Here is a 12,767-nt window from a genome sequence, read left to right on the forward strand (position 1 = left end):
GACGGATCCTCAACCCTGACCCGGCAAACCACAGCCGGTCACCGCGCGGCGCCACACTTTGGCGCCATACGGTGAGACGCGTGACAAACTAGGCAGCGAAGCATCGATCATCTCGGCCAATGGGACATGGCCGAGGCAGGCGCCCGAACCAGCGGGCTTTTCGCCATCCTCGATGGCTTGCGCATACCGCACGGCCGGATCGGCTTCAATCCTGCCGCGCAACGCAGCCAGCTTGGGGTAGCTCGCCCCGTCGACGGCCTGGTGGAACTCCACCCAGCGCGCCACGCCAGTCAGCGTGGTATCGGCAAGCGTCAGGCGGCCGCCGACCAGAAAGCCGCTGTCTGATATCATTGCCTCAAGCCGGTCGTAGCGATCGCTAACAGCTTTGCGGCCGAAGTCGCGCAAGGTGGCCAGCAGGGCCGGTTCGCCCGATTCCATTTCATATGCCACCCAGAGCGGAGTGAAAGCGGCGGTGAAGCCGGTGTTCACGAAAGCAAGGCTCGTGGCGGCGGAATAACCAGTGGGAAAATCTGATTCCTGATACCCGAGGCTAAACAACCGGCTTGGGTGAGACTTGATGTCCGTGCCGAGTATCGGAATGCGCGGGCAGCGGACTGCCGACGCTCTGCGCCTAGAACAATGAACGTGCAATCGAGAGCCATTTGGGCTAAAGCGGCCATTCCTGAACCGACCTCTTTGTAGACCTTGAAGTATGGCAGGCCATCGAGAATCTGCCCAAGGTATTCGACGACATCGGAAACACCCGTGCCGCTAAACTTGATCTTAGATTTCTAAAGGTCGCTTCCGATATCCTATGTTGACGGCAAACACAGTGGTATTATTCGGATCCGATGGAAAATGCTAATCTGGCCTTTATGGCACGAAGATATAGCTGACCTCCTGGGTCAGATCCGGCTGGCTGACGTAGTGAAGTGTCGTTCGCCTGATTTCGGCATGACTGGAGCTGATGCCCGCGGCGGCGAGCAAATTCAACACATCTTGAGATAGCTCACCCGTTGATACCGCGACAACAGGCTGTCTTATACGAGATGCCGCGCCCGGCATCGCCGGATAGGCAACGACCAAGTCTGGATCGTATAGCCGCAGATTCCCTGGAATCTGCGGTCCCTCGGAAACCACGACCTGAAAGTCTCCTGCTTCCCGCAACCGTTCGTAAAGGCTCTTGTAATCCAATTGCCCGATCGGCGGCTTTCCCGCCCTTCCGTAGGAAAGGTTGAGTGCCAGCACCGGCATGATGACAAGAGCGGCCATAGCGCTCCAGAACGCGATCTGCCGCAGGCCCCTGTCGCCGCGGATATGACACGAAAAAAGCAGCGCCAACAAAAGCGGCAAAAGAAAAAGGACTGGCAGAAGCCAACGGTCCTCGATGCGCGTCGCCCCGCTGATGACGATACCGACGAATACCACCCCAAGGCTCCATGACACGAGCAAGACGACGAAGCGCTCGCCAGTGCCCATTGCACGTGATCGTGCAATAATGTCGGCCCGGTTGCGCCAGACCGCGATGGCGAACAAAATAACCGCGACACAGGAAAACAGAGCTGTTTTCAGCAGCATCACTCCAATGCCGGTCGCCCGGCTGATCAATAGGTTTCCGCTGTTATCGAAGGCGAACTTGTTCGACCGCGCCGTCACATGATGGCTGTGCTCCAGCATCCATAGGCCTACCGGCGCAAGCGCGGCCACCAGAACGACCAGGGTGAGCAAGCCGGTCCGCGAGAGAAGTGTCCTCCTGTAATCCGACACTGAAAACCCGGCGACCAGCAATGCTAGGATGAAGAACGTCGCGTTCAATTTGCCAAGCAGCGCAGCCGCCGCCGCTAAGCCAAGTGCAACGGCTGAGAACCACGATTTCGACTTCATGTGCCAGGCGAAGCAGAAGAACGTCCAGGCGCAGCCCGCCACACCTACGACCGAATGGGTAAGGGCGCGCTGCGATTCCCAGCCGATCGGCGGCAGGAGAAAAATTCCGAGCGCGCCCGCCGCCGCAACCCACCGGCCAAGTCCGAGCAGCCGGGCGCCGCAATAAACGCTGGCATACATGCTGGCGAGAAGGCTGAACTTCACCAGCTGCAGCGTGAACAGATTGATGCCGAAAACGGCCGTGGCCGCACTGACGATCCAGTTGTAGAGGGGTTGCTGCGAACTGCCGTATCCCAGTTGCCAGGATCCGGCATAGGCAAGCTGTTCGGCATCGTCCATGCTGGCGCCGTTCGACATGAAGGTTACGAAAATGATCTGCAACGCAAAGTAGATTAGGACGAAACAGAGAGCGGGATCCGCACCCAGCCATCGGCGCTTACGTGCACCGGACAACGCTTCTGAAATGGAACTTTGCTGCATCGTACTTTTCGGGAGCTCGATCCTGAACTAAGGAATAAGGCGGTCGCCAACATCCGCTACACCATTGCAGTCGTCGGGAAAATGGTCGGCTGTACATTGAAGGTTGGGCCATCGTGGTCGCTGTCGGTGCCGAGCCCTTACTGACGCAGAGCCGCGCCAACGCGGCGATAACCGTAGAATTCGAACTCGTCGCCGATTGCGATCATCGCCTCCACAATCGCGGTATCAACGCTACGCTTTTCGCGACGGTCATGAGATCCAGGCGCGACCCTCTCAGTGGCTTACCGGCCTTCCGGAAGCTTTTCTCGATATCCGTCTCGGTACCACGCGTCGGACTTCACCACCGGGAAGACGAACCGCGGCGAGCGAGATTTTTGGGCGCCTGCCCGCCAAAAGCCATGATCGCGCTTATGTCAGGCGGGCATGACCGTTGCGAAAATCGAAAACCCCGATGCCCGATCAAGCCTTGACCGGCGCACGCTGCTGAAAGGCGCCGGCCTTGCCGCGCTGGCCGGGCTCGCTGCCTGCGCCACTGTGCTGCCCACCGGCGAAGGCGCCGGTGTTTCTGCTTCCGCCGCCGGCACGCTGACCAGTATCCGCGCCTCGGCCGGCCTCGCACCACTTGTCGCCGATCCTCAGCTCGAAAAGGCAGCCTTGCAACAGGCCGGCTATATGGCCCGTGGCGGCCGCATGACCCACACCACCGGCTGGGGCAAGGGATTTGCCTCGCGCGTCAAGGGCAACGGCATCACCGGTGCGGCTGCCGAAAACATCGCCGAGGGCCGCTTCGACCAGCAGAAGCTGTTCGACATCTGGATGAATTCGGCCGGCCACCGCCGCAACATGCTTGACCCGCGCTTCACCCGCTTCGGCCTTGCATATGTGCGGGACGGCCGCGACAGCTCGCGGCGCTACTGGAGCCTCGTTCTGGGTAAATAGGAGACGTGACCGGCGCGCCGACCAATCCTCTCATCAATCCATATGCGCAGCGGGCGCCCCGCCGGCGGCCGGACCAGCCTTTGGCTTGCGCAGCAGGAAAACGAACGGGATGGCAAACAGCGTCATCATCATCAGCAGCTTGAAGTCGTTGACGTAAGAAATCATCATCGCCTGGATATTGACCATGCCATCCATCTGGGAGAGCGCGGTGGGATCGCCGCCGGCCGCTGCCGGCGACGCCGCCCAGAGGTTGGGATTGAACGGATTGATGTGAGCCGAAAGCTCGCTGTGATTGACCTGCGTGTTGCGTACCAGCAGAACCGTCACCACCGATACGCCGATCGACGAGCCAAGATTGCGCACCAGGCTGAACAGCGCGGTGGCATCGGTGCGGAAGCGTGTATCCAGCGTGGCGAAGGCCACGGTCGACAGCGGCACGAACACCATTCCCATCCCAAGGCCCTGGATGACGCCGGAGCTGAGGATGAGCCAATTGTCCATCTGCGGTGAGAAGCCGGACATGGTGTAGAGCGATTGCGCGGTCAGCAGAAAGCCGATGACGACGAGGATCCTGGCATCGATCCTGTGCATGATGCGGCCGACCAGGAGCATCGCAACCATCGTGCCGATACCGCGGGGACCTATGACGACACCGATGGTCATGGTCGGATAGCCGAAGATGGTCGCCAGCATTGGCGGCAACAGCGACATGCTGGCAAGGATGAGCACGCCCATGACGAAGATGAACGCCAGCCCGGTCACGAAATTACGGTCGAGGAAGATCTTCGGGTCGATGAAGGGATGCTCCGCCGTCAAGGTGTGAATGATGAACACCCAGAAGCCGGTGATGGAAAGACCAAGCTCGATCCATATCTCGACCGAGGAAAACCAGTCGACCTCGCCGCCGCGGTCCAGCATCAGCTGCAGCGCGCCGACGCCGAGCGAGAGCATGGCGAAGCCGAAGAAATCGAAGCTGCGTATACGCCTTGCAACGGCCGGCAAGTAGGCGGCCATGCCCAGGAAGGCGAGGATGCCGACGGGCAGGTTGATGAAGAACACCCAGCGCCAGTTGAAATTCTCGGTCAGCCAGCCACCCAGCGTCGGGCCCAGGATCGGTCCCAGCATGATGCCGGCGCCCCAGATGGCCATAGCCTGGCCGTGGCGTTCCTTGGGATTGATGTCGAGCAGGAAGGTCTGCGACAGCGGTACGATCGCCGCGCCGAACACGCCCTGCATGAGGCGGAACAGCACCATGGTTTCAAGGCTCCATGCCAGGCCGCACAGCATGGAGAAGACAGTGAAACCGACCACCGCCGTCAGGAACAGCTCCTTGCGGCCAAAGCGGTCGGCCAGCCAGCCGGTCACCGGTGTCATGATCGCCGCTGCAACGATGTAGGAGGTCAACACCCAGTTGATGTTGTCGGGGGAAGCGCCGAGATCGCCGGTCATGGTCGGCAGCGCGACGTTGGCGATCGTGGTATCGAGCGCCTGCATGATCGTCGCCAGCATCAGCGCCACCGTGATCAGGCCGCGGTGCGGCACTTCGCGAAAGGGTTCTGGCGTGTTCATGATGTGGAACTTCCGGCGGGTAACAAAAACGTGTACACAAGAGCTACCTTGAGTCAGCGCATCGTGCTTTCCGAAAAATCGATTCCGATTTTCGGGCCGGTGCGTTGGGTTTCCGGGCGGCGAGGCCTTTCCGTATGGAGAGACCCTCATCGCGGTGGGACGCGACTATCGATGTGGGGGTTACATCGACCGAGTGTCTCGATAAACGGGCGCCTGCCGCCCGGAAACCTGAGGACCGAAGGGCTACGTCGGGTTGTCCGGGTTTTGGCCAGGCCGCAACGCGGCCCGGTTCACACCCTCAACCCTTCGCCAACCTCCCATCGGACCGATCCTGTCATTCAGTTCGCAAGAATGGCGAGTAATTCTATTTAGTGCTCGCCCGCCGTGGCGTGGCCGAAGATGCTCGGAAAGCCCCGCGCCACGCCGGTGTCCACCGTGACGGTCGCGCTCATACCGGTGCGCAGCGCCATCTTGGCGTCGGCATCGGCCAGCTGCAGGCGCACCGGAATGCGCTGGGTAACCTTGACCCAGTTGCCGGTGGCGTTCTGGGCAGGCAGCAGCGAGAACTCGGCCCCCGTGCCGGCGCCGATCGCCTGGACCGTGGCTTCGAACGTCTTGCCCGGATAGGTGTCGACCACGATTTCGGCCTTTTGGCCGGGCTTCATATGGGTGAGCTGGGTCTCCTTGAAATTGGCGTCGATCCAGGTATCGGCGGTCTCGACCAGCGAAAACAGCGGCGTACCCGAGCCGACATACTGGCCAACCTTGAACGAGGCAGCCTGGCTGACGATGCCGTCGGCCGGCGCCCTGACCGTGGTCTGCGCCAAATCGTAGGCAGCCTTGTCGCGCGCGGCGAGCGCCGCCATCACGGTCGGATGCTTGTCGGTCTCGATATCGGGATTGCCGCCAAGCGCCGCCTTGGCCCTGAGGATACCCTGCTCGGCCACCGCCAGTTGCTGCTTGGCCTTGTCGAGATCGTTCCTGGCCTCGTCCAGCGACGACTTGGCATTGATGCCCTTGCGGGCAAGGTCGGCGGCACGATCGTATTGCGACTGCGCGTAGTCGACCTGGCTGGCGTCGGACTTCTCCTGCGCTATCGCCTGGCTGTAGGCCGCACGCAGCTGCTCGACATTGAGGCGCGCGGCGGCCACTGCCGCATCGGCCTGCGCGAGCGCGATCCGGTAGGGCTCGGGATCGATAACGAACAGCACATCGCCCTGCCTGACGGACTGGTTGTCGAAAATGTCGACCTGAACGATGCGGCCCGCCGTATCGGCGGCAATCGAGACCTTGGCCTGCTGCAGGTTGGCGTTTTCCGTCTCCTGGTAGCGGCCACCGGTCACCCAGACGTAGCTGCCGCCGGCGATCAACGCCACGGGGAGCGCAAACATCAAAAGGAAGCGGCCGGCACGGCGCTTCTTCCTCGGCGCCACCGGCGCTGGCTGCGGAGCAACCGTAACCGGCGCTGCCGCCGGCTGCGCGGGAGCGTCCATCTCCAGCTTGGTTGCATTCTCATCTACTTTGGCTACCGCGTTCATGCTGCTGCGCCTTCTGTACTCTTGACTTTTTCGCAGGACGCCGTGTCGCCGTCCGCCAGGTTTTCGGCCATCGTGTCCAGTGCCTTGATCAGGACGCGGCGATCTTGCGGCGACACGCCGGTCAGCGATTCCTCATAGACTTCGCCAGCGAGGCTCTTCACTTCTGCGTAGGCCTCGCTCGCCTTGGCAGTTGGAAAGATCATGCGGACGCGGCGGTCGGCAGCGTCGGCACGACGCTCGATCCAGCCGCCCTCCTCCATCCGGTCGACCAGGCGCGATACGCTGATCGGCTCGATCTCGAGGAGTTCGGCGAGCCGCGCCTGGGTGATGCCTTCTTCCTTGGCGACGCGGACCATAAGCCGCCATTGCGCCGAGGAAAGGCCGAGCCCGCTGGCCTTCGCCTCGAAGCGCTTGCGCATCAGGCGCTGCACGTCGTGGATCAGAAAGCCCAATCTGTCGATGCCGTCGGAAACCATAAGCGGCATATATTATAAGCGTGCTCATCATTCAAGGAGCCGCATTGTGCCAGAAGGCGGCAAACTTGCATGACAGTCATGCCGGACGATTGCGAATGAGCATCGTGACGACGAAGAAAGCACCGACCGAACTGGTGATGATGCCGATCGGCAGCTCCTGCGGCGGCAGCAGCGTGCGCGCCAGAAGGTCGCTTGCCAGCAACAGCACCGCTCCGAACAGGGCGCAGCTTGCAATCAGGCGCAGGTGCAACGGACCGGCCAGGGTCCTGGACAGATGCGGGATCATCAGGCCGACGAAACCTATGACGCCGGCGACCGAGACTAGGATCGCCGTCGAGAATGCGGCGACGAGAAATGTCGTCCTGCGCATCCGCGCAACCGGGACGCCGAGGGTTTCGGCGGCATTTTCACCGGCCAGGAAAGCGTCGAGCCGGCGGTGATTCCACAGCGCATAGGCAAGGATGGTGCCTGCGCCCAGAGCAGCCAGCCCGACATTGTCCCATCGCGCCAATCCGAGCCCGCCCATCGTCCAGAACAGCACCGAGTGCGCGGCGCGCTGGTCCCCGGCAAAGACGAGATAATTGGTCAAGGCGGTGAACATGAACGAGACGGCAAGGCCGGCCAGTATCAGCCGTTCGGGCCCTTGCCCCCTCACCCGGGAAACCAGCAGAAGCACGATGCCAGCGGCCAATATGCCCCCGGTGAAGGCGGCGAGCGGCAACGTCCAGATGCCGAAATGGTCGCCAAAAATGGTGATGACGGAAACCGCGCCGGCCGCGGCACCGGAAGACAGGCCGAACAGGAATGGGTCGGCAAGGTCGTTGCGCGTTACCGTCTGCAGCAACGCGCCGATGACGCCCAGCCCGGCGCCGACACAGATGGCCATGATCGTGCGCGGCAGCCTGAGATCGACGACGATCTTGGCGATCGGACCGGACACGATGTCTCCGTCCAGTCCGGCCGCATGTCCGAGCGCCGCAACCACGTCTGTCAGCGGGATCACCGTCGATCCATAAGCGATGGACATCAGAGCAAGCGCGGCCATCGCTGCTGCTCCTGCTGCCATCGCCAATTCGAACGCCCGGTGGCGCAAGCTCAAAAAGCTTCCGGGTGCATCGCCCTGGCGATCTTGCCGATCGCCTCGATATTGGCCGGCCCAGGCGTCAGTTCGGCATAGCGCAGTGCTACGAAGCGTTCATTCTTGACCGCATCGGTCTCCTTCATCGCCGGATGGGCTTTGAGGAAATCGAGCAGTTTCCTGTAGCCGCCACCCTCCTGGTAGTCGAGCAGGACCAAGAATTGCGGATTACGGGAGGCGACCGTTTCCCAATCCGTGTTGCCCCAGCTCGTCTGCATATCGGCCATGATGTTGTCGCCGCCGGCAGCGGCGATCATGGCGCTGGGAATCGCGAACTTGCCTGACGTAAAGGGTTTGTCTTCGCCAGAGTCGTAAAGAAACACCCGCGTACCCTTGTGGTCGCCGACCTTTGCAGTGATATCGGCGAGTTGCGCTTTCCAGTCCGAAACAAGTTTTTTCGCCTTGGCCTCCTTGTCGAAAATCCTGCCCAGCTTCTCGACGTCGCCATAGAGCAAGTCCATCGAGGCAGCGGGGCGGTTGTTGTCGAGATGGACGCAGCTTTCCGTCAGCACCAGCGTCTTGATACCGTGCGGCGCCAGCGTATCGGGCGTCACCTCGCCGCCCGGCTTCATGCCGTAGTACCAGCCGGCGAAGAAGAAATCGGGCTCGACGGCAACGAGGTTTTCGAGTGTCGGATACTTTGGCGCGAGTTCCGGGATCGAGCCCTGCTCGGCCTTGAATTCCGGACCGACCTTGTACCATCCGGTGATGCCGGTCAGGCCGACGATCGACGGTTGCAGCCCCAGCGCGAAAGCCATCTCGGCCATGTTCAGATCCTGGATGACGGCGCGCTTCGGCGCGGCGTCGAAAGTCAGCGGCGTGCCGCAGCTGTCAACGGTTACCGGGAAAGCAAAGGCGGTTACCGGAAAAGCCAAGGCGGTCTGGGCAAGCAGAAGGGAAGCAAAAGACAGTGCGAGGCGTTTCACGGATGTTGCTCCTTGGTTAAATCGGAATAGGCGCGGTTTGGAACTTCGAAGACCGTGAGTTCGCGGTCTTCGGTGGGATGGCGCAGCCGAAGCACATCGACGCCGAAAATCTCGCGGATCAACTGCTTGGTTAGCGCCTCGCGCGGACCGGCGAGTGCCTGCAGGCGGGCCTCATTCATCACCGCCACTCTGGTGGCGAATGGCGTGACCAGCGACAGATCGTGAAGCACCGCCACGACGGTCATGCCAAACTGCGATACGAGTTCGAGAAGTTCGCTGCGGGCGCGCGGATCGAGGTGATTGGTCGGTTCATCGAGGAACAGGATTTTAGGCTCCTGGGCGATGGCGCGTGCCAGTTGGGCGCGCTGCCGCTCGCCACCGGACAGCGAGCCGATCGTGCGGCCGACCAGCGGCAGCAGGCCGGTTCTACGAAGCGCTTCGACGACGATGTCGCGTTGCTCGCTCCTCCGGCGCAAACCGGCATGCGGGACGCGCCCAAGCTCGACGTAGTCGATCACGGCAAGCCGCGGATCGGGCTGATCGGTCTGGCCGACGACCGCCATGTGCAGCGCCCGCTCGGCGGCCGAGAACGTCTCCAGCCGGCGGCCGGAAAATCTCACCTCTCCCGCGCTTGGCCGCAGCGTACCGCATAGCATGCGCAACAGCGTCGTCTTGCCGGCGCCGTTGGGGCCGATGATGGCGAGGCGGTCGCCCGCCGCCACCGAAAGGCTCACCGCGCTGACCAGGCGCCGACTATCCGCCGTCGCGCTCAGTTCGCGCGCTTCAAGAAGAGGCTGGGAGGCGTCCAACTTACCGTCACTTTCTCAATGGCGACGGAAGGAAGCTGGACCGACCGGCCGACAAGACCGATGTCCACGTCTCCTCCCGGCACACCCCGTCCGGTCAACTCAAGCCGATGGCAGGTCTCCTGGCTCGCGGGTCTTTGCGCCATCCTGCCTTCCCAGCCTTGCCGGCCAGTGGCATTTCGGATCTTGCTAACCGCTTACAGTTGCGGGGGCAGCCACGGCCTCGATCCGAAGATCTCACCGCGTTCCCTTTTCACCCCTCGCCTTTCGACTCGGGGACCATCAGTCGCCCACCCTAATTTCCCGCCAATCACAGCGCAATAAATTTCCGGGGCTCGGAAAGCCACGAGAGCTAGGATCTTGTCAGAGGGAGTCATATGGGCCGCCGTTATGTAATAACGTTACTATCTAGACGTTGCCTGCTCCTGTCAAGCTCTTTCGCCTGACGCCTTCGACTGCCGGCCGCCGTCGCTCGCGATTTGCGCAATGCGCAATTTCGATCAAACTGCGAGCTCCAGGAAACGGCACGATGACCTGCCGACGCGAAGACTTTGCCAATGTGAAGACTGGCCCATGCAAGGAGCCAAATGAATCCGACCGAGAAAGCGCTGTGGTTCGTCGAAAGCCATCTGCCGGAATCCGTCTCGCTCGACGATGTCGCCAAGAGCAGCGGGGTGTCGCGTTTTCACGTGACGCGGGCATTCGGTGCGGCGACCGGCCGTTCGGTGATGGGCTACATGCGTTCTCGCCGGCTGACCGAAGCGGCGCGCAAGCTCGCCGCCGGTGCACCCGACATCCTCTCGCTCGCGCTCGACACCGGCTACGCTTCGCATGAGGCCTTCACCCGTGCCTTCCGCGACCAATTCGGCACCACGCCGGAACTGGTGCGCGCGCAAGGCTCGCTCGACAACCTCGATCTCGTGGAGCCGATCCTGATGAACCAGTCCGTCCTCACCGATCTCGACCCGCCGCGTTTTGAGACCAGCCGGCCGTTTCTCATCGCCGGTCTCGGCGAACGCTATAGCTGCGAAACCAGCGCCGGCATCCCGATGCAGTGGCAGCGGTTTGGCCCCTATATCGGCAACATTCCAGGCGAGATCGGCGACGTCGCCTATGGCGTCTGCGTCAACGGCGACGACACCGGCAATTTCGACTACATCGCCGGCGTCGAGGTGTCCGATTTTTCGGACCTGCCGAGGGAGTTTTCGCGCGTGCGCGTGCCGGCGCAGAAATACGCCGTGTTCGCCCATCGTGACCACATCTCGACCATCCGCCGCACGGTCAACACGATCTGGAACAAATGGCTGCCGGCCTCCGGGCACGAGATTGCCGATGCGCCCGAATTCGAGCGCTACGGCCCCGAATTCGATCCGCGCAGCGGCAATGGCGGGCTGGAAATCTGGATACCGGTCAAAGGGTGAGGCGGGCGGCCGCAGGCCGACGCCGAAGCGTAGGAAGTGCTGCTACAGCTCCAGGTTCCAGTTCTGGCCGACCAGATCCTTGCCGAAGGAATGGTGGCGCTCTTCCTCGGCAAGCTTGAAGCCCGCCGCCTCATAGATGCGGCGCGCCGAGACGAGAATGTCGTTGGTCCACAATGTCAGCGTCTTGTATCCCTTCGCACGGGCAAAGCCGATGCATTCCTTGACCAGTCGCTTGCCGATACCGAGACCGCGCGCCGAGGGCTCGACATAGAGCAGGCGCAGCTTCGCCACCGTGTCCGACTGGCGCACGACAAAGACCGAGCCAACGACTTCCCCCTCCCGCTCGGCGATCCAGCTGCGTTCCCATTTCGGATCGAAGGATTTGACGAAGGCGCCGAGGATTTCGGCGACCAGCGCCTCATAGGTTTCGTCCCAGCCATATTCCTGCGCGTAGAGCAGGCCCTGGCGATGAATGATCCAGCCGATGTCGCCGACCTGCAAAGGCCGCAGCATGTAGGGAATTTTGGGCCCTTCACTCTCGCCCAGCAGGCGCTGCACCGTCTGCATCGCCTTGACCAGCCTGTCCTGCTCCGGATCGGGGAGCCGGTCGAGCAAGGCCGCGACCTGATCGTGCGAACCCTGGTTCAGCGGCGCGAAGGCAGCCCTCCCCGCCGGCGTCAGCGCGATCGACGAGCGCCGCGCATCGGCTTCCGTCGCAGCGCGCTCCACAAGGCCGCGCTCCTGAAACTTTTTCAGCAACCGGCTGAGATAGCCGGCATCGAGACCGAGATCGCGCGCAAGATCGGTGGCGGTCAGGCCGTCGCGATGCGCCAGTTCATAGAGCACACGAGCCTCGGTCAGCGAGAAGGCGCTTTTCAGCCATCCTTCGTCGAGCAAGCCGATCTGGCGGGTGTAGAAGCGGTTGAAGCCCCGCACCGCATCGATCCGCTCCTTGCCGGGTTGATGATGAATCGTCATGGCATTCCTCCTGCTTGCACAAGATCAATCATTTACTTGACAGAGTCAAGTATTTGAAGACTTGCGAACCGCTCTGTCGACGATGTGCCGAGCCGGTTTGCCATGCCTCCACCAGAACCTGTGGCCTTGAATCATCGAAACGTCGGTAGTTCATCGCCGGGTGCCGATCGGCTCACTCGGCGCCTTGACTCTCGCAAGCCATCGGCCTATTTCAGCGCCACGTTAGCACTCGCCATTGGTGAGTGCTAACCAGGTCCGGCGCCGCCGGACGGAGGAACTGTTCTCACCATTCTCATCGAGGAATAAAAAATGGCAAAGTCGAAGTTCCGCCCGCTTCATGACCGCGTGGTCGTACGCCGGGTTGAATCCGAATCCAAGACTGCCGGCGGGATCATCATCCCCGATACGGCTAAGGAAAAGCCGCAGGAAGGCGAGATCATCGCCGTTGGTTCCGGCGCCCGTGACGAAGCCGGCAAGCTCGTTCCGCTGGACGTCAAGGCCGGCGACCGCATCCTGTTCGGCAAGTGGTCGGGCACCGAAGTCAAGCTCAATGGCGAAGACCTTCTGATCATGAAGGAATCCGACATCATGGGCATCATCGGCTGAATATCG

12 protein-coding genes and 1 riboswitch are annotated in these 12,767 nt (G+C 61.9%); of the genes, 3 read left to right on the forward strand and 9 right to left on the reverse strand.

Translation table 11 applies throughout. The features are described 5' to 3' along the window. Positions 1-9 precede the first annotated feature (9 nt). On the reverse strand, positions 10-489 hold the full coding sequence (locus ABID19_RS26725) for a glutathione binding-like protein (RefSeq protein ID WP_354493906.1): 480 nt from the start codon (positions 487-489) through the stop codon (positions 10-12). Between the two features lie 384 nt (positions 490-873). Next, a complete protein-coding gene (locus ABID19_RS26730; RefSeq protein ID WP_354493907.1) occupies positions 874-2,364 on the reverse strand; it encodes a glycosyltransferase family 39 protein in 1,491 nt (496 codons plus the stop codon). A gap of 423 nt (positions 2,365-2,787) precedes the next feature. On the opposite strand from ABID19_RS26730, the gene ABID19_RS26735 reads away from it, so the two are divergent. Then, entirely contained in the window at positions 2,788-3,303 is a 516-nt protein-coding gene (locus ABID19_RS26735) for a CAP domain-containing protein (RefSeq protein WP_354493908.1), read from the forward strand. A gap of 33 nt (positions 3,304-3,336) precedes the next feature. On the opposite strand, the gene ABID19_RS26740 is transcribed toward ABID19_RS26735, so the two are convergent. From ABID19_RS26740 to ABID19_RS26765, 6 genes are all read right to left on the reverse strand, one after another. Beyond that, complete coding sequence (locus tag ABID19_RS26740) at positions 3,337-4,872, reverse strand: DHA2 family efflux MFS transporter permease subunit (protein ID WP_354493909.1); 1,536 nt, start codon at positions 4,870-4,872, stop codon at positions 3,337-3,339. Between the two features lie 368 nt (positions 4,873-5,240). After that, positions 5,241-6,410: an HlyD family secretion protein gene (locus ABID19_RS26745; protein WP_354493910.1), complete on the reverse strand. Its 1,170-nt coding sequence runs from the start codon at positions 6,408-6,410 to the stop codon at positions 5,241-5,243. Continuing rightward, positions 6,407-6,886, reverse strand: coding sequence for a MarR family winged helix-turn-helix transcriptional regulator (locus ABID19_RS26750; protein ID WP_354493972.1), 480 nt, complete (start codon positions 6,884-6,886; stop codon positions 6,407-6,409). Before ABID19_RS26750 ends, ABID19_RS26745 begins: the two co-directional genes overlap by 4 nt. Positions 6,887-6,962: 76 nt before the next feature. Further along, the gene (locus ABID19_RS26755) at positions 6,963-7,931 is read right to left on the reverse strand and encodes a FecCD family ABC transporter permease (protein WP_354493911.1); all 969 of its coding nucleotides are present in this window, start codon (positions 7,929-7,931) and stop codon (positions 6,963-6,965) included. A 50-nt stretch (positions 7,932-7,981) separates the two neighbouring features. Beyond that, entirely contained in the window at positions 7,982-8,950 is a 969-nt protein-coding gene (locus ABID19_RS26760; protein WP_435528776.1) for an ABC transporter substrate-binding protein, read from the reverse strand. Beyond that, positions 8,947-9,759: an ABC transporter ATP-binding protein gene (locus ABID19_RS26765; protein WP_354493912.1), complete on the reverse strand. Its 813-nt coding sequence runs from the start codon at positions 9,757-9,759 to the stop codon at positions 8,947-8,949. Before ABID19_RS26765 ends, ABID19_RS26760 begins: the two co-directional genes overlap by 4 nt. A gap of 92 nt (positions 9,760-9,851) precedes the next feature. After that, a riboswitch (cobalamin riboswitch) is annotated at positions 9,852-10,055 on the reverse strand. Positions 10,056-10,343: 288 nt separating this feature from the next. Here ABID19_RS26765 and ABID19_RS26770 point away from each other — a divergent pair. Then, the gene (locus ABID19_RS26770; protein WP_354493913.1) at positions 10,344-11,177 is read left to right on the forward strand and encodes an AraC family transcriptional regulator; all 834 of its coding nucleotides are present in this window, start codon (positions 10,344-10,346) and stop codon (positions 11,175-11,177) included. Positions 11,178-11,219: 42 nt separating this feature from the next. On the opposite strand, the gene ABID19_RS26775 is transcribed toward ABID19_RS26770, so the two are convergent. Continuing rightward, positions 11,220-12,155 (reverse strand): bifunctional helix-turn-helix transcriptional regulator/GNAT family N-acetyltransferase, encoded by a 936-nt coding sequence (locus ABID19_RS26775; RefSeq protein WP_354493914.1) that lies wholly within the window; start codon positions 12,153-12,155, stop codon positions 11,220-11,222. Positions 12,156-12,464: 309 nt separating this feature from the next. Here ABID19_RS26775 and groES point away from each other — a divergent pair, with 309 nt between their 5' ends. Further along, on the forward strand, positions 12,465-12,761 hold the full coding sequence (gene groES, locus ABID19_RS26780) for a co-chaperone GroES (protein WP_006203049.1): 297 nt from the start codon (positions 12,465-12,467) through the stop codon (positions 12,759-12,761). The last annotated feature ends 6 nt before the right edge of the window (positions 12,762-12,767 follow it).

Source organism: Mesorhizobium robiniae (assembly GCF_040545535.1).
Classification (GTDB): domain Bacteria; phylum Pseudomonadota; class Alphaproteobacteria; order Rhizobiales; family Rhizobiaceae; genus Mesorhizobium; species Mesorhizobium robiniae.